This is a genomic window from Leisingera methylohalidivorans DSM 14336 (assembly GCF_000511355.1).
GTDB classification, from domain to species: Bacteria; Pseudomonadota; Alphaproteobacteria; order Rhodobacterales; family Rhodobacteraceae; genus Leisingera; species Leisingera methylohalidivorans.
This window is the reverse complement of the sequence record NC_023135.1, coordinates 1,353,411-1,370,936: the sequence shown is the minus strand read 5'-3', so window position 1 is coordinate 1,370,936 and position 17,526 is coordinate 1,353,411. Positions and strand designations below refer to the sequence as shown.

At 63.8% G+C, this 17,526-nt stretch carries 14 protein-coding genes; 6 read left to right on the top strand and 8 right to left on the bottom strand.

The features are described from left to right. Positions 1-138 precede the first annotated feature (138 nt). Positions 139-1,062, bottom strand: a complete 924-nt coding sequence (locus METH_RS06855; RefSeq protein WP_024089707.1) for a DMT family transporter — start codon at positions 1,060-1,062, stop codon at positions 139-141. 76 nt (positions 1,063-1,138) lie between these two features. Here METH_RS06855 and METH_RS06850 point away from each other — a divergent pair, with 76 nt between their 5' ends. From METH_RS06850 to METH_RS06840, 3 genes are all read left to right on the top strand, one after another. Next, entirely contained in the window at positions 1,139-2,767 is a 1,629-nt protein-coding gene (locus METH_RS06850; protein ID WP_024089706.1) for an AMP-binding protein, read from the top strand. 105 nt (positions 2,768-2,872) lie between these two features. Continuing rightward, positions 2,873-3,883, top strand: coding sequence for a hypothetical protein (locus tag METH_RS06845; RefSeq protein WP_024089705.1), 1,011 nt, complete (start codon positions 2,873-2,875; stop codon positions 3,881-3,883). 115 nt (positions 3,884-3,998) lie between these two features. Next, positions 3,999-4,442, top strand: coding sequence for a PACE efflux transporter (locus tag METH_RS06840; protein ID WP_024089704.1), 444 nt, complete (start codon positions 3,999-4,001; stop codon positions 4,440-4,442). Between the two features lie 67 nt (positions 4,443-4,509). On the opposite strand, the gene METH_RS06835 is transcribed toward METH_RS06840, so the two are convergent. The 6 genes from METH_RS06835 to METH_RS22590 form a co-directional block, all read right to left on the bottom strand. Next, positions 4,510-5,868 carry an SPOR domain-containing protein gene (locus tag METH_RS06835; protein ID WP_024089703.1) on the bottom strand — a complete coding sequence of 453 codons (1,359 nt, stop codon included), beginning with the start codon at positions 5,866-5,868 and terminating at the stop codon, positions 4,510-4,512. A 183-nt stretch (positions 5,869-6,051) separates the two neighbouring features. Then, positions 6,052-6,684: a uracil phosphoribosyltransferase gene (gene upp, locus METH_RS06830; RefSeq protein WP_024089702.1), complete on the bottom strand. Its 633-nt coding sequence runs from the start codon at positions 6,682-6,684 to the stop codon at positions 6,052-6,054. 91 nt (positions 6,685-6,775) lie between these two features. Beyond that, a complete protein-coding gene (locus tag METH_RS06825; RefSeq protein WP_024089701.1) occupies positions 6,776-7,987 on the bottom strand; it encodes a phosphopentomutase in 1,212 nt (403 codons plus the stop codon). Next, positions 7,987-9,291 (bottom strand): thymidine phosphorylase, encoded by a 1,305-nt coding sequence (locus tag METH_RS06820; protein ID WP_024089700.1) that lies wholly within the window; start codon positions 9,289-9,291, stop codon positions 7,987-7,989. Before METH_RS06820 ends, METH_RS06825 begins: the two co-directional genes overlap by 1 nt. Further along, on the bottom strand, positions 9,291-9,725 hold the full coding sequence (locus METH_RS06815) for a cytidine deaminase (protein ID WP_281173425.1): 435 nt from the start codon (positions 9,723-9,725) through the stop codon (positions 9,291-9,293). The genes METH_RS06820 and METH_RS06815 overlap by 1 nt, the downstream gene beginning before the upstream one ends. A gap of 50 nt (positions 9,726-9,775) precedes the next feature. Continuing rightward, positions 9,776-10,126: a hypothetical protein gene (locus tag METH_RS22590; RefSeq protein ID WP_024089698.1), complete on the bottom strand. Its 351-nt coding sequence runs from the start codon at positions 10,124-10,126 to the stop codon at positions 9,776-9,778. A gap of 360 nt (positions 10,127-10,486) precedes the next feature. Here METH_RS22590 and METH_RS06805 point away from each other — a divergent pair, with 360 nt between their 5' ends. Continuing rightward, a complete protein-coding gene (locus tag METH_RS06805) occupies positions 10,487-12,760 on the top strand; it encodes an NADP-dependent malic enzyme (RefSeq protein ID WP_024089697.1) in 2,274 nt (757 codons plus the stop codon). 60 nt (positions 12,761-12,820) lie between these two features. Next, positions 12,821-13,219: a GFA family protein gene (locus METH_RS06800; RefSeq protein ID WP_024089696.1), complete on the top strand. Its 399-nt coding sequence runs from the start codon at positions 12,821-12,823 to the stop codon at positions 13,217-13,219. A gap of 23 nt (positions 13,220-13,242) precedes the next feature. On the opposite strand, the gene prpE is transcribed toward METH_RS06800, so the two are convergent. Continuing rightward, complete coding sequence (gene prpE / locus METH_RS06795; protein ID WP_024089695.1) at positions 13,243-15,132, bottom strand: propionate-CoA ligase PrpE; 1,890 nt, start codon at positions 15,130-15,132, stop codon at positions 13,243-13,245. 862 nt (positions 15,133-15,994) lie between these two features. On the opposite strand from prpE, the gene METH_RS06785 reads away from it, so the two are divergent. Further along, positions 15,995-17,440, top strand: a complete 1,446-nt coding sequence (locus METH_RS06785) for an amidase family protein (RefSeq protein ID WP_024089694.1) — start codon at positions 15,995-15,997, stop codon at positions 17,438-17,440. Positions 17,441-17,526: the final 86 nt, after the last annotated feature.

Here is a 17,526-nt window from a genome sequence, read left to right as displayed (position 1 = left end):
CCGGAAAGCCGCTTGCCGGGCAGTGGGACAGGGGTAATTCTGCAAAGAAGACCAGCCGCACTCTGGCGCTTCTTTCTGGTCGGAAATATTCCGGGGTGAATTGCGCCGCAGGGGCAAGAGGGGCAGCGCCCCTGCCCGTCACCTGGAGCGCAGCGCGATGGTCGTTCCTGCGGCGATGATCAGTGCGATGCCTGAAATCTGCCATCCGTTGAGAGCCTGCCCCCAATATGCCCAGGCGACACCGGGGCCGACGATCATTACCGAGTATTCGAACACCGCAACATAGGAGGCCTCGCCCAGCTGGTAGGCCTTGGTGATCAGGAACACGCCGCCCACCGCCGCGCAGCCCTGCAGCAGAATCAGGTGTGTGATCTCCCACAGCGGCCAAACCCAGCCGCGAGTGACAAAGCCGTCCGCGCCTACCGGCACCGCCTGCGGCCAGACTTCCAGGCCTGCCAGCAGCAACGTGCCTATCGCGCCTTGCACCAGAAGATAGATGAACAGCATCGCCACGGTGCTTTCACCCTGGCAGTAAAGACCGGTGGCCAGCGACCCGAGCGCATAGAACAGACCGCCCGCAACCGGCACCAGAATCAGCCAGTTGAACGCAGCGGGATCCGGCTGCAGCACCATCAGAACCCCGGCAAAGCCAAAAAGCACGGCGCCGATCCGGACCCAGCCGATCCGCAACTTCAGGAACAGAACCGATATCACGACAATCAGGATCGGCGAGGTGAACAAACCGGCCAGCGCCTGTGCAATCGGCATCAAGGCGACAGCAGCAAAGTAAAATACCATCGCAACCGCAACCAGCACTGCACGCAGCAGCACCGCGCCTGACCTGTACGGCGCCAGGCCGCCAAACCCGGCCCGGGCCATCAGCCACAAAAACGGCAGCGCGACAATGCTCCGCAGCAAATAGAACTGGCCCAGCCCGATCTGTTCGGCCATCAGCGGCACCGCGTTGTCGGTGATGCCGATTATCATCATCGCCGCCAGCATGGCATGCGCGGCCGCCGTCTGGCTGCCGGTCTCTGCGGAAAGGGTCGCTGTTTGTTTCATACCCTTCCCATTGCCCGCAACATTCCGCAATATCTGTCCTCTAAACGACACCAAAGTGATTCAGGGGAGGAAACTGATGGGGTGGATGGCGGATGAAACCGGTCTGGAGAAGACCGCCGCGAATTATGTGCCGCTGACGCCGCTGTCGCATCTGCAGCGGGCGGCGCAGGTGTTTCCGGAACATCTGGCAGTCAGCTATGGCAAGCACCGCAAGACCTATGCCGAATACCACGCGCGCTGCAGCCGGCTGGCCTCGGGGCTGGTCAAGCTGGGTGTGAAGCCGGGGGACGTGGTGGCGACCCTGCTTCCGAACCTCCCGGCCCAGGCCGAGGCGCATTTCGGGGTGCCTGCCTGCGGGGCGGTGCTGAACACGATCAATACCCGGCTGGACGTGGGCACGGTGGCCTATATCTTCGGCCATGGCGAGGCCAAGGCGGTGCTGGTCGATCCGCAGTTCCTGGACCTGGCCGAGGCCGCGGTAGAGGAGATGGACGGCCCGGCCCCGGTTCTGATCGAGGTGGCGGACGATCAGGCATCCTGGCACGCAACCGGCCGGCACATGGACTATGAGGCGCTGCTGGCCAGCGGCGATCCTGAATTCCAGTGGATCATGCCAGAGGATGAATGGGAAAGCCTGGCGCTGAACTATACCTCCGGCACCACCGGGCGGCCCAAGGGCGTGGTTTACCACCACCGCGGCGCCTATCTGATGACCACCGGCACGGTGATCTCCTGGCGGATGGTGCTGCATCCGGTCTATCTGACCATCGTGCCGCTGTTCCATTGCAACGGCTGGAACCACACCTGGATGATGCCGCTGGTGGGCGGCACGCTGGTCTGCTGCCGCGATATCACAGCGCAGAACATTTATAACGCCATCCATTACGAGGGCGTCACCCATTTCGGCGGCGCGCCGATTGTGCTGAACATGATCGTCAACGCGCTGGACGAGGAACGCCGCACCTTTGACCACACGGTGGAGGTATTCACCGCTGGCGCGCCGCCTGCTCCGGCAACACTGTCGAAGATCGAGAACCTCGGCTTCAACGTCACCCATGTTTACGGGCTGACCGAAACCTTCGGTCATGTCACCGAATGCTATTGGAAAGCGGCCGAGTGGGACCGGCTGGACAGTGCCGGTATTGCCGCCAAAAAGGCGCGCCAGGGTGTCGCAATGCCAATGCTGGAGCCGGTGGTGGTGCGCGACAGCGAGCACAATACCCTGCCGATGGACGGCGAAAGCCAGGGCGAGATCGCCTTGCGCGGCAATGTGGTGATGAAGGGCTACCTGAAGAACCCCGAAGCCACTGCGGAGGCCTTCAAGGGCGGCTATTTCAACTCCGGCGATCTCGCGGTGCAGCACCCGGACGGCTATATCCAGATTGCGGACCGGGCCAAGGACATCATTATCTCGGGCGGGGAGAACATCTCCTCGGTCGAAGTGGAGGGCGTGCTGATGGCGCATCCGGATGTGCTGCTGGCCGCCGTCGCGGCAATGCCGGACGCGAAATGGGGCGAAGTGCCTTGTGCCTTTGTCGAGCTGAAACCCGGCGCCGCAGAAGACGCCGCGGCACTGATCGCCTTTACCCGCGAAACGCTGGCGGGCTTCAAGGCGCCCAAGAAAGTGGTGTTCCAGGAGCTGCCGAAAACCTCCACCGGCAAGATCCAGAAGTTCGAACTGAGGAAAATTGCCAAGAACCTGTAACTTTTCACGGCGAAACAGCAACAGGGGGCGGCAAAGCAATTTGCTGCCCCTGTTTTATGTGATTATTCTGGCGGCAACGATAAGAATGGGGGCCGGGCTGGCTGCATGACGGCATTAAAGGAATTCGAGCGGCTGGAGGCTGCGGGCTTGTGGCGCGCAGACCGGCAAGCGCAGCGGCGGGATGTGATCATCTCGCTGGGGGATGCGACGCTGACCATTGCCAGCATGAACGACCTGCCGCTGGCGCATTGGTCGCTGGCCGCGGTCGAGCGCGCCAATCCCGGAGAGTTCCCGGCCCTGTTCCATCCCGATGGCGACCCTGGCGAAACACTGGAACTGGCGCAGGACGAAACCGCCATGCTGGAAGCGATCGCCCGGGTGCAAAACGCCATCGGCCGCTCCCGCGCGCGGCCCGGGCGGCTGCGGGCCGTCAGTATCCTGGGCACCTTTGCGCTGGTGCTGGCGCTGCTGGTCCTGTGGCTGCCGGGGGCAGTCACCCGGCATGCGGTCAGCGTGGTTCCTGACATTAAGCGCAAGGCCATCGGCCAGGCATTGCTGGGCCGGATCGAGCGGGTCTCAGGCCCCGCCTGCGCGACCCCCGAAACCGCACCGATCCTGAAGGACCTGGCACAGCGCACCGGGGTGCGGCAGCTGGCTGTGCTTCGCTCCGGCATTCCCGGCAGCCTGCATCTGCCTGGCGGCATCGTGCTGCTGAACCGTTCGTTCGTTGAGGATTTCGAGGATCCGGCGGTGGCAGCCGGCGCCATCCTGGCGGAACGCGCCCGGGCTGAAGCCAGCGACCCGATGTTCGAACTTCTGGACGCCGGCGGGTTTCTGTCCACTTTCAAGCTGTTGACCACCGGCGAGCTGGACCGGGCTGCGCTGGATGCCTATTCCGAGGCCACCCTGGCCAGCCCGCGGCCCGAACTGCCGGATCAGCTGCTGCTGTCGGAATTTGCCCGCGCGGCCCTGCCCTCCTCGCCCTATGCCTACGCGCTGGACATCACCGGCGAGACGGTGCTGGGGCTGATCGAGGCGGATCCGATGGCTGGCCGCGACCAGGAGCCGCTGCTGAATGACCGCGACTGGGTGCAACTGCAGAATATCTGCGGCTGATTTCCCCCTTGAAATTGCCGGGTCGCTCGATAATTTAAGCACTCGAGCGAGGACGCCCTCCCCCATTCCGGGACAACGCTCCGGGACGGCCCGGCACAATCTGAGGGGATAGGCGATGCGCACCGCCAAAGACCGTTTCCGCCATGCAATTTTATTTGAAGTGTTGGGCCTGCTGCTTGTCACGCCAGTCGGTGCCTGGCTGTTTCACATACCGTTCCAGCATTTCGGAGCGGCAGCCCTTATCTGTTCTATAGTCGCTACCCTGTGGAACTACGTCTATAACTTTGCTTTTGACCGCGTAATGCAGCGTCAGACAGGCAGCACTCAGAAGACGGTAGCACAGCGTATTCTGCACGCGGTTATGTTCGAACTGGGCCTGTTGCTGGCAATGATGCCGTTCCTGGCCTGGTTCCTGGGGGTGACCCTGCTGGAGGCCTTTGTGATGGATATCGGGTTTGCCGGCTTCTACCTCGTCTATGCCTTCGTCTTCAACTGGGTCTATGATATCGTCTTCCCGGTTCCAGACGCCGGGGCGGCCGAATTTGCAAATGCCGGCTGAGCAGCCTGTGCGTCACACAAAAAAGCCGGGGCAAACCCCGGCTTTTTCCGTTTAAACAGGGTTGCCGCTACTTGCCCAGCTTGGCACCGGAGAAGCCAGCCTTCTGCACTTTGATCAGTGCGGCAGCGGCCTTGGCCTGGTGGCGGAACGGGCCTGCAAGAACCACCTTGTAGGGCTGCCCCTTACGGCTGACCGTGCCAAGACGCACCGGCAGTCCGGAAGCGGCAAGGCGGCGGGCGGCGGCTGTTGCCTGCCCGGCATCGGAAAAGGTTGCTGCCCGAACATAGAGGCGCGCTGCGGTCTGCTGCGGGGCAACCGCCTGCGGGGCAGAGCGGCTGGACAGGCGCAGACCTGAGGGCTGTGCTTCAGCCGGGCTGCGGCGTGCTCTGCGCGGCAGTGTCAGCGTGGGGCGGTCCAGCGGAAGCTGCACCAATTTGCGCGGCACGCCATCGGTCCAGATCCGCGCCATCTGCGCGTCGCCCTCGGGCGTGTGCACGCCGCGCATCCTGTTCAGGCGGCCGTCTTCACGTTCCACAGCCAGATAGCCGGCCGGGACTTGGGCAGAACCGGTCACCACTGCCGGGCGCACGGTACGCACCGCACGCTGCGGGTTCAGCCGCCCGTCGGACCAGACCGGGCGGTAGCCCCGGGGCACCGTGAAACTGTTGCTGAGCCGGCGGTCCTGATAGATATGCGTCTGCACCACGCGGGTGTTCGGGGTGAGGCGCAAGGAGGACTGTGCGCCGCTGCCCTGCCCGCCGTAAGTCACCGGCGGAACAGCTTGCGGACCGCAGCGCACGCCGGCGGCATTTGAGTATTGGCGGCTGATGTCCGAAAGGCCGGCACAAGCGCCTCCGGCTGCGGGCTGCGCTGCTGCCTGAGCGGGCACTGCCGGCGCCGGGGCTGGCTTGGGTGTCACGCGCACGACCCTCTTGGCTGCCGGTTCCGGTGCCGCAGCAGCCGCCGCGGCTGCGGGCCCGGCGCTGGTGGATTGCGGTGTGCGGCGCGGCTTGGCCGTGGTGACGACCCTGGGCGCAGCAGCAGCAGGTTTGGCTGCGGACGGTGTCCGCTTTGCCGGAGCGGGCGCGGCTGCCGCCGATTGCGCGGGCTGGCGGCCTGGCTCCAGCGTGATCAGTTCCGGCGCCGGGGCCGCCTGCTGCTGCCGCGTGGTGCCTGCCAGCTTGGTCGGCGCATAGCCGCAGATCTGCTTGCGCGAGCGGGAGACGCGCGGAACCCAGGCGACATTGCCGTCAATGCCTGCGCGGATGTAGATACAGCCGCGGCTGTCCACATATTGCTTACCTGTGTAGGAGACAGGCGGAAATTCGGCGGGCGGGCTGGTTTCACGCAGGGTTTGCGCCTGTATACCTGCTGCGCCAGATATCCCCGCGATGATGGCCAGTGCAATAATTCTAGTTATTTTCATTCCTGAGCCCCACAAAATATAGCTGCAGGATGCCCGAAACAGGCCTGTGAGTAAAGATTCTGCGGCAACAATAAGGCCGCGAGCCGGCAGTTTTAGCGCAGATTGGAACTTGTTTGCCGGCCGCAGGCGGCTGCCGGACATTCCGGCCAAGGCGCTTGGGGCTGCCCTGGCCGGTGCTTTGGATCATTTGGTGCCGAACATCCGGTCGCCGGCATCGCCCAGGCCGGGCAATATGTATCCCTTCTCGTTCAGCTGCCGGTCGAGCGAGGCGGTCACGATCGGCACATCCGGGTGCGATTCCTTCATGCGCGCGACGCCTTCGGGCGAGGCCAGCAGGCAGAGGAAACGGATGTTGTTGGCGCCGGCCTCTTTCAACAGGTCGATGGCGGCGGCTGAGCTGTTGCCGGTCGCCAGCATCGGGTCGACAGCGATCACCAGCCGGTCTTCCAGCGCTTCGGGCGCTTTGAAGTAATATTGCACCGGTTCCAGGGTTTCCTCGTCGCGGTACAGGCCGACAAAGCCGACGCGGGCCGAGGGGATCAGCTCCAGCACCCCGTCCAGCATGCCGTTGCCCGCGCGCAGGATCGACACCAGCGCCAGTTTCTTGCCGGCCAGGATCGGCGCGTCCATCTCCTCCATCGGGGTTTCGATGTTGGTGGTGGTCAGCGCCATTTCGCGGGTGATTTCATAGGCCAGCAGCTGGGTAATCTCACGCAGCAGGCGGCGGAAGCCGGCCGTGGATGTGCCCTTGTCCCGCATCAGGGTCAGCTTGTGCTGCACAAGCGGGTGATCAACAACAGTCAGGTGGTCGGTCATGGGGCACTCCTTGGAATCTGCATGCGGCGGGTCTGTTTGCAGCGCTTTTACGGGCTTGGGCGCGGCTGGCAAGCAGGTTTTGACCATCAGGTCAAAGAAAGCTTTTGCCGGGGCCCTGGGCCGGGACATTCAGATGGGCAGCGATTGAGGCCGCCACATCGGCGAATTTGACCTGCCCGATGGTGCCTGCGTCAAGCCCCGCAATCAGCACCGGCACTTGTTCGCGGGTATGGTCGGAGCCGGGCCAGCTGGGGTCGTTGCCATGATCGGCGGTCAGCAGCAGCATATCGCCCTTGCGCAATTTGCCCAGCAGGCGGCCGATTTCCGCATCGAACCACTCCAGCGCGCGGGCATAGCCGGGGATGTCGCGGGTGTGGCCGTGCATACTGTCGAACTCGACAAAGTTGGCAAAGGTCAGGCTGCCCTGCTCCGCCGTCTCCACCGCATGAAAGAGATACTCCATCAGCCTGGTATCAGAGCCCTTTTTCAGGGTGTCGATGCCGGACATGGAGAAGATGTCGCCGATCTTGCCGATGGCATGGACCCTGCCGCCTGCGTCCTGCACCCAGTTGGTCAGCACCGGCGCTGGCGTAGTGATGGCATAGTCGCGGCGGTTGGTGGTGCGGGTGAAACCCTCTTTTGCCGAGCCAAGGAAGGGGCGCGCGATGACCCGGCCCACTTTCATTGCGTGCAGGCGCGGGGCGATGGCTTTGCAAAGCTCCAGCAGGCGGTCGAGGCCGAACGTTTCCTCATGCGCGGCAATCTGGAAAACGCTGTCAGCGGAGGTGTAGCAGATCGGCTTGCCCGTCCGCATGTGTTCGGCGCCGAGGGTGTCGAGGATCACTGTGCCGGAGGCGTGGCAGTTGCCCAGGATGCCATCGGTGCCCGCCTGTTCGGCGACAAAGGCGCTGAGGTCCTCGGGAAAGGACAGCGCCCGGTCGGGGAAGTAATGCCAGTCCCAGGGCACCGGCAAGCCTGCCAGCTCCCAATGGCCCGAGGGCGTGTCCTTGCCGCGGCTGAATTCGCGGGCACAGCCCCACAGGCCCTGCGGCTCTGCCTCCAGCCCCGGGAACGGCACGGAGGACGCCAGCCGCATCGCGGCGCCAAGGCCAAGGCGTTCCATGTTCGGCAGATGCAGCGGGCCGCTGCGCCCCTCGTCTGCCTGGCCGGCGGCGCAGGCCTGGGCGATATGGGCCAGCGTATTGGCACCAAGGTCCGGCAGATCGCCGTTGAAGAAGGTCCCGGCATCCGGCGCACCGCCGATGCCAACGGAATCCATCACCACTAGAAAGGCACGGGGCATCAGGAGATCCTTTCGTGAACCAGCGGCGGCAAGGCGTCCGGCGCCTCCCCGATGGAGACAGCAGCAACAAGGGCCGCCTCCGCCATATCTGCTGCATCATCGCTGGCCGCGTGAATGCAGGCAAGGGTGTCTCCTGCGCCGACCTGCTGGCCCAGCCGGACGAGGCCCGAGATACCGACGCCCGGGTGAATGCGGTCGCTTTCCACCATCCGGCCGCCGCCAAGGCGGACAACGGCCAGGCCGAGCGCCTCGCCGTTCATGGCCGTGACATACCCTGCCGATGGCGTCTTGACCTCCCTGATGACTTCTGCGCCGGGCAGATGATCCTGCCATCTGTCTGCAAAATCCACGGGGCCGCCCAAGGCCGCAATCATCCGGCCAAAGCGATCAGCCGCGCGGCCATCCGTCAGGGCTGCGGTGATCTTGTCCGCGCCCGCCGCGGCATCCGCGGCCAGCCCTGCGTGGACCAGCAGTTCACCGCCCAGCACAGCCGAGATTTCCGCCAGCGGCCCCGCGGCTTTGACGGTCAGCATCCGCATCACCTCTGCCACCTCCAGCGCATTGCCCAGTGCGGGCGCCAGCGGCTGGTTCATGTCGGTGATCAGCGCCGAGGCTTTGCAACCCGCCGCATTGGCAGTATCGCAGAGGGATTGCGCCAGCGCGCCGGCCTCAGCCGCGGTTTTCATGAAGGCGCCTGAACCGATTTTGACGTCCAGTACCAGCGCGTCCGGGCTTGCGGCGAGTTTTTTGGACAGGATCGAGGCAGTGATCAGGTCGAGGCTTTCCACCGTCGCCGTCACATCGCGGATTGCATAAAGCCGTCTGTCAGCCGGTGCGATCCGGGCGGTGGCGCCGACGATGGCGCAGCCAACGTCCTGCATCAACCGGCGCAGGCGGTCTTCGCTGACCTGAATCGAGACGCCGGGAATGGCCTCCAGCTTGTCCAGGGTGCCGCCGGTATGGCCAAGGCCGCGGCCGGAGATCATCGGCACATAGGCGCCGCAGGCGGCCAGTGCGGGCGCCAGCAGCAGCGAGACGCAATCCCCCACGCCGCCAGTGGAATGCTTGTCCAGCACCGGCCCGTCCAGATCCCATTGCAGCACATCGCCGGTGTCGCGCATCGCCAGTGTCAGGGCGCGGCGGCCCTCGACACTCAGACCCTGCAGGCAAACGGCCATGGCAAAGGCACCAGCCTGCGCATCGGACACCGCACCGCTGGCCAGTCCTTGGGCAAACCAGCGCAGATCTTCTTCGCCAGGTGTTTCACCGCGCCGCAGCATTGCATTGATGGCGCGGGCATCCATCAGCAGCGCTCCATATGGTCCGCGTCAAAAGCGCCCGGCAGCAGATCGCCGATTGTGGTGTCTTTCTCGGCGCCGTCGGTGGTGGCCAGGGTCACTTTGACTTCACCGGTGCCGAACTCCTTGAGCTTCTGGCGGCAGCCCCCGCAGGGCGGGATCGGTGCGGGGCAGTCGGCGATCACATAGACCTCTGCCAGTTTCTTTTCCCCGGCTGCCACCATGGCGGCAATGGCGCCGGCCTCGGCGCAGGTGCCCTCCGGGTAGGCCACGTTTTCAACGTTGCAGCCGACATAGATCTGGCCCGAGGCCGAACGGACAGCCGCACCGACTTTGAAATTTGAATACGGCGCGTGGGCGTTTTCGCGGACGGCAGTGGCAGCGGTTTTGAGGCTCATCGGTGCTTTCCGGTTTTTGATCATCTGGTCAGAATGCCGCAGCCTAGCTGAATTGCACCGGGGAGCGGAAGCCCCCGGATGCAGTTACTGTGTTACCCCGCCGCCATGCTGCATACGCCTGGCAAGGTTGGCTCCGGCAGTTGCACATAGCCGCTGGGCGCGCTGAAGCGGGTTTTCATGCCGGGCACCGGGCCGCCGCCGGGGGTGCGGATGAGGGCAGAGATGATCCAGCCGCCCTGACGATCCGGCTCCAGGCCACGGTCAAGCCTGCCTGCGCGGCAGATGATCCAGGCCGCCTGGCCGTTCAGGCAGCGGACGGGAAAGCGGCACACGGTTCGGGACTTCACCATCGCTGATCGGTGCTCTTCGCTCCCGATCCTGTTGTGGTTGGGCGCGGTCAGGCAGCGATGGCTTTCGGCAATTCCATCAGGATCTTCAGTCACAATGCGGGTTGTGCCGGTTTTTTTGCCGGCCCCCTTTCAACCCGCAGGCGCAGGCCGTGTTTGCACGACGCCGCAGTTTGCGGGTGATCCGCGGGGGGAAGCATTTCCACCTTCACACCCAAGGCCTTGGTAGAAAACGGAATGTCATTGCGCGGCTCATCAGCCGGCGGGCGGGATCCCGCGATTGCATCGCTCGCTTTTCACTCCCAATTCACTTGGCAGGCCAGCGGCCTTGCGGCAGGATCCGGACAACAGGCTGCCGCCGCAACTGCCGCCGCGTTCATTTGCGTCAGTTTGGACTAGGTTTCCGGCAGGAAAAATGGTTTAACACTAAACAAAATAGATATCCAGGAGCGCCAGATGTCCGATCAACAGAACCTGCGCCAAGCCGCACTCAACTATCACGAGTTTCCGCAGCCCGGTAAGCTGGAGATCCGCGCGACCAAGCCGATGGCCAACGGCCGCGATCTGGCGCGCGCTTATTCCCCCGGCGTGGCGGAGGCCTGCATCGAAATCAAGGCGGATGAGGCCAATGCTGCGCGCTATACCTCGCGCGGCAATCTGGTTGCGGTTGTGACGAACGGCTCGGCGGTACTGGGACTGGGCAACATCGGTGCGCTGGCCTCGAAGCCGGTGATGGAAGGCAAGGCGGTCCTGTTCAAGAACTTCGCGGGCATCGACTGCTTTGATATCGAAGTCAACGAAAGCGACCCCGAGAAGCTGGCCGATATCGTCTGCTCGCTGGAGCCGACGTTTGGCGCGATCAATCTGGAAGACATCAAGGCGCCGGATTGCTTTGTGGTGGAGAAGCTGTGCCGCGAGCGGATGAACATCCCGGTTTTCCATGACGATCAGCATGGGACAGCCATCGTCGTAGGGGCCGCCGCCAAGAACGCGCTGCATGTGGCGGGCAAGTCGTTTGGCGAGATCAAGATCGTCTCAACCGGCGGCGGTGCGGCGGGGATCGCCTGCCTCAACATGCTGGTGAAGCTGGGGGTGAAGCGCGAGAATATCTGGCTCTGCGACATTCACGGGCTGGTCTATGAGGGCCGCGAAGAGGACATGAACCCGGAGAAAGCGGCCTTTGCCCAGGCCTCGGACAAGCGGACGCTGGAAGAGGTGGTTGACGGCGCTGATCTGTTCCTGGGGTTGTCCGGGCCGAACGTACTGAAGCCGGAAATGGTCGGCAAAATGGCCAAACGGCCAATCATTTTTGCCCTGGCCAACCCGACACCGGAGATCATGCCCGACCAGGCACGCAAGGTGGCGCCGGATGCGATCATCGCCACCGGGCGCAGCGATTTTCCAAACCAGGTCAACAATGTGCTGTGCTTCCCCTTCATCTTCCGCGGGGCGCTGGACGTGGGGGCGACCGAGATCAATGACGCGATGCAGATTGCCTGTGTCGACGGCATCGCCGAACTGGCGCGGGCAACGACCAGCGCTGAGGCGGCGGCGGCCTATAAGGGCGAGCAGCTGACTTTCGGCGCCGACTACCTGATCCCCAAGCCGTTTGACCCGCGCCTGGTGGCGGTGGTGTCTTCTGCCGTGGCCAAGGCGGCGATGGAAAGCGGTGTTGCGAACCGGCCGATCGAGGACATCGAAGCCTATAAGCAGAAGCTGAACCAAACCGTCTTCAAATCCGCCCTGCTGATGCGGCCGGTGTTCGAGGCCGCCCGAGCCGCCGCCCGCCGCATTGTCTTTACAGAGGGCGAGGACGAGCGGGTGCTGCGCGCCGCCCAGGCGATTCTGGAGGAGACAACCGAAACCCCGATCCTGATCGGCCGCCCGGAAGTGATTGAGCGCCGCTGTGAGCGGCTGGGGCTGGATGTGCGCCCCGGCCGTGACTTCCAGCTGGTCAACCCGGAAAACGACCCGCGGTATTACGACTACTGGAACAGCTATCACAAGCTGATGCAGCGGCGCGGCGTGACCCCGGACCTGGCCAAGGCGATCATGCGCACCAATACCACCGCGATTGGCGCCATCATGGTCCACCGCGGCGAGGCGGACAGTCTGATTTGCGGCACGTTCGGCGAATACCGCTGGCATATGAATTATGTCGAGCAGGTTCTGGGCGGCAACAGCTACGCGCCGCATGGGGCGCTGTCGCTGATGATTTTGGAGGACGGGCCGCTGTTCATCGCCGACACCCATGTGCGGATCGAGCCGACGCCGGAACAGATCGCAGAAACCGTCATCGGCGCAGCCCGCCATGTGCGCCGCTTTGGCCTGGAACCGAAGATTGCGCTGTGTTCGCAATCGCAATTCGGCAATATCGCCTGCGACACCGGCAGCAGGCTGCGCGCCGCGCTGGAAATCCTCGACGACAGGCGCCGGGATTTTGCCTATGAGGGCGAAATGAACATCGACAGCGCGCTGGACCCTGAGCTGCGCGAACGGATCTTCCCCAATTCGCGGCTGGAGGGCGCGGCCAATGTGCTGATCTTTGCCCATGCCGATGCCGCCTCGGGGGTGCGCAACATCCTGAAAATGCGGGCCGGCGGGCTGGAGGTCGGGCCGATCCTGATGGGCATGGGCAACCGCGCCCATATCGTTTCCCCCTCGATCACCGCGCGCGGGCTTTTGAACATGGCCGCCATTGCCGGCACCCCGGTGGCGCACTACGGTTAATCCTGCGGCTGGGAATTACCGCTGGCCGCCCATCCAGGGGGGCCAGTAGGAGGACCAGCCATGAGAGGGCATTGCCACTGCGGCGCCGTGCATTGGGAGAGCCAGGCCGAAGCGGCCTGGAGCTGCTACTGCCATTGCGCCGATTGCCGCCGCAATTGCGCGGCACCCGTCACCGCATTTTTCGGGCTGCCGCATGAGTCGGTCGCGTGGTCCGGTTCTGAGCCGCAGATCTACAATTCCTCCACCGGTGTCGAGCGGCTGTTCTGCAGCGCCTGCGGCACCCAGATGGCCTATCGCACGGCACGCGATACGGTGAATATCCACATGTACACAGCGACCCTGGAATGCCCCGGGGAACTGCCCCCCAAGTTCCATGTCTTCCACTCCGACCATGTGAGCTGGCTGGAGCTGAAAGACAGGCTGCCCCGCTACGGCCGGGGCAGAGATCAGGATGCCTAGCCGCTGACCGGGTTGGCGGACGTCTATCTGGCGTAGCCGATAGCCTGCAGGGCGTCCTTGATTTCGTCCAGCACAGCGGGATCGTCGATCGTTGCAGGCATCTTCCACGGCGTGCCATCAGCGATATTCACCATGGTGCCGCGCAGGATCTTTCCGGAACGGGTCTTGGGCAGCCGGTCGACCACCGCCGCAAGTTTGAAGGCGGCAACCGGGCCGATCTTCTCGCGCACCAGTTTAACGACCTCGGCTACCACCTCGCCAGGGTCGCGGCCGGCGCCGGAATTCAGGCAGAGGAAGCCAACAGGTATCTGGCCCTTGAGGTTGTCCGCCACGCCGATCACGGCGCATTCGGCGACATCCGGGTGGCCCGACAGCACTTCCTCCATGCCGCCGGTCGAAAGCCGGTGGCCTGCCACGTTGATCACATCATCTGTGCGCGCCATGATATAGAGATAGCCGTCCTCATCCTTCGTCCCTGCATCGCCGGTCTCGTAGTAGCCGGGAAAGGCCGTGAGGTAGCTTTTCCTGAACCGCTCCCCGGCATTCCACAGCGTCGGCAGGGTGCCCGGCGGCAACGGCAGCTTCACTGCAATGGCGCCCAGTTCGCCCGGTGCCACCAGGTTGCCGCCCTCGTCCAGAATGTCCACCTCATAGCCGGGCATCGGCAGCGCAGGCGAGCCAAGCTTGGTCGGCAGTTTTTCTATCCCTAAGGGGTTGGCGGCAATCGACCAGCCGGTTTCAGTCTGCCACCAGTGGTCCACCACCGGAACCTTCAGCTGGTTCTGCGCCCAGGTGATGGTGTCGGGATCGGCGCGCTCGCCGGCCAGATAGACCTGCTGCAGGCAGCTCAGATCGTATTTCCTGACGAATTCGCCCTTGGGATCCTCCCGCTTGACCGCGCGGAAGGCGGTGGGGGCAGTAAAGAAGCTTTTGACCCCATGCTCGGAAATAACCCGCCAGAAGGTTCCGGCATCCGGCGTGCCAACAGGCTTGCCCTCGAACACAACTGTCGTGTTGCCGTGGATCAGCGGCGCATAGCAGATATAGGAGTGCCCGACGACCCAGCCCACATCTGACGCCGCCCAGAACACATCGCCGGGATCAACGTTGTAGATGTTCTTCATCGTCCAGTTCAGCGCCACCAGCTGGCCCGCGGTATCGCGGATCACACCCTTGGGCTGGCCGGTGGTGCCGGAGGTGTAGAGGATATAGGAGGGGTGGTTGCCCTCGACCGGGACACATTCGGCGGGCTGCACACCGTACTGGAACCCATGCCAGTTCACGTCCCGGCCCGGGATCAGATCCGCCACTTCCTGTTCACGCTGGAAGATCACGCAGAACTCCGGCTTATGTTCTGACAGGTCGATGGCGCCGTCCAGCAGCGGCTTGTAATGCACGGTCCGGCCTGGCTCGATCCCGCAGGAGGCGGCGATGATCGCCTTGGGCTTGGCGTCGTCGATCCGCACTGCCAGTTCGTTGGCGGCAAAGCCGCCGAACACCACCGAATGCACCGCGCCGATGCGGGCACAGGCCAGCATCGCCTCAAGCGCTTCAGGGATCATCGGCATGTAGATGATGACCCGGTCGCCCTTTTCGATGCCCTTGGCGCGCAGCGCGCCGGCCAGCGTGGCCACCCGGTTGCGCAGCTCGACATAGGAGATTTCACGTTTGGTATGAGTGACCGGGCTGTCATAGATGATCGCGGCCTGTTCGCCGCGGCCCTGTTCCACATGCCGGTCAACGGCGTTGTAGCAGGTGTTCACCTTGGCATCGGAAAACCATTCGTAAAGACCGTCGCCCTTGTCAAACAGCGCCTGTTTCGGGGCTTCAATCCAATTGATCGCCTGCGCAGCCTTCATCCAAAACCCTTCCGGATCCTGTTTCCAGCCGGCGTAAATGTCCCTATATCCCATGATGTCCATCTCCTCCTGCTCTTTGCGTAGGCGAGAAAGCGTCAAACGGGCAAGTTTTGCTGTAGCCGCACGCAAGGTTGGTCAAGGAATTTACAGGCTGCGGGCAGGGAAACGGCCTGAGTTTACAGAATTTACACTCTGTTTGCGGTTTGCAACCAACCCGCTTTGCAAACAGGTCTTTGCGGTAGAATATTCAGGAAATCCCTGCCCGAATTGCAAATCTGCAAACATTCCGGGCGGGCATGGCCGCTGCAAGCAGGGAATCACCTGCTGGAGCGTGACACTGCGCATTTCAATCCCAGAGGTTCCGCCGTCCAAATCGAGAGACAGCAGGCGCCGGAATCTTAAAAAGATGTGTGGAGACGGGTGAGGATGGCTGGAGGAAGCGAAGGAAGGGCTGCTCGGAGCCTTCGCCCGCAGGCTCTGGCGGGAAAAAGCCGCCGCCGCGCTGCGGAAATCACGGCCGGACAGGCGGACCGAGGGCCAGACCAACCGCCTCAGGACGCTCAAGCGTCTGACCGTATGGGTTTCCAGTCTCCCCGCCTCTGCACGGACTTCCTGCGCCGGGGCGGGTTTACCCAGAGCTGGGCGGAACCAACCAAGCGGAAGCAGCCGCGCGATCCCGCCGGGGTGTCCTTGGCCCATCCTGATCGCCATAGCAGTTGGAGCCTCCCTCCCTTGCAGCGCTTCCATGAAGACAGCATCCAACCCCGTTTCAACTATCTTCTGCTGCAGCCATTGCAACAGCTGCGGCCCCGGGTCCTGACCACGAGGAACACCCGCAGAATTCCGGCAGTTTGCCGTCCGGTTTTCCTTGCAACTCCGCCCTGTCTTCCTAGGCTGCAGCCAAGGAGGCTTGAGCATGACAAATCCGGAGACCTGGCGCCTGAGTGCCACGGAACTGACACAACTGACACGCACCGGAGATCTGAGCGCCGAAGGCGCCGTGCAAGCCTCCATTGATCGAATGAACGCGGTGAACCCAGCGCTGAATGCCGTCGTTGAAGATCTGAGCGCCGAGGCACTGGATCGCGCCCGCGCGCTCGACATTGCGCGCGCAGGCGGCGCGGTTCCCGGCCCGCTGCACGGTGTGCCGGTCACCATCAAAATCAACGTGGATCAGAAAGGCCATGCCACCTCAAACGGCGTCCCGGCGCTGAAGGACTTGATCGCGCCCGCGGACGCCCCGGTGGTGGAGAACCTGCAAAAGGCCGGGGCGGTGGTGATCGGGCGGACAAATACACCTGAATTTTCCTTCCGCGCCGACACCGACAACCCGTTGCACGGCCGCACCCATAACCCATGGGGACGGCATATCTCGCCGGGCGGATCCTCCGGCGGCGCCGGGGCTGCAGTGATGGCCGGAATCGGCGCACTGGCACATGGCAATGACATCGGCGGCTCCTTGCGCTTTCCGGCCGCAGCCAATGGCGCGGTGACGGTCAAGCCCGGCCTGGGCCGGGTGCCGGCCTGGAACCCCAGCCAATCCGCCGAGCGCGGTCTGCTGGCGCAACTGATGTCGGTGCAGGGGCTGATTGCCCGCTCGGCAGAGGATCTGCATCTTTCGATGCCCTCTTTGATTGCCGCAGACCCGCGCGACCCCTTCCATGTGCCGGTGCCCTGGCGCGGTGAAGCGCTGAATGACCCGGTCAAGGTTGCTTTCACCAAGAACACCCATGGCTATGAACTGCACCCCGAGGTCGAAGCCGCATTGGATTTTGCCCGCGAGGCGCTGACCGGCGCGGGCTATTTGGTTGAGGAAGCGGAACCGCCCAATGTGTTCGAGGCCGGGCGCACCGGCTACCGCGCCCTGATGGGCGAAATCCATGCACTGATGAAGGGGGATGTAGACGCGGCAGGCTCCCAGCCCGTGCGCGACATCTTTGCCGTCTATTTCCAGGAGTTCCCGCCCTTTACCGGGGATGAGCTGCTGCAGATGATGGCCAAGCGCACGCATTACGCGCGGCAATGGTCCCTGTTCATGGAGGAATACCCGCTGGTACTATCGCCTTTCCTGCCGCAGCCCTTTTTCAAGCCGGACCGCGACACCGAAGGCGCGGAAGGCGTGCATGAGGTGCTGGGCTGCGCAGTTTACTCCTATGCGATGAACTTCCTCGGCCTGCCCGCCGCCTCAGTGCCTGCCCGGCTGGCGCAGCTGCCGAATGGGCCGCAGCCCATCAATGTGCAGATCGCCGCCCGCCGCTGGCGCGAGGATCTGGCGGTGGACGCTTGCGCCGCAATCGAAGCCCGAGCGGGCCGCATGTGCCTGCCGCTGTGGCACCAGATGCAGGCCGGCGGACGCAGCTGACATAACAGTCAGCCGGCATCAGCAAATCCTGCAAGTTCAAATCGGGGACGGTCCCAAAGCAGTCCGGGCGGGCGCAATGGGGCGAC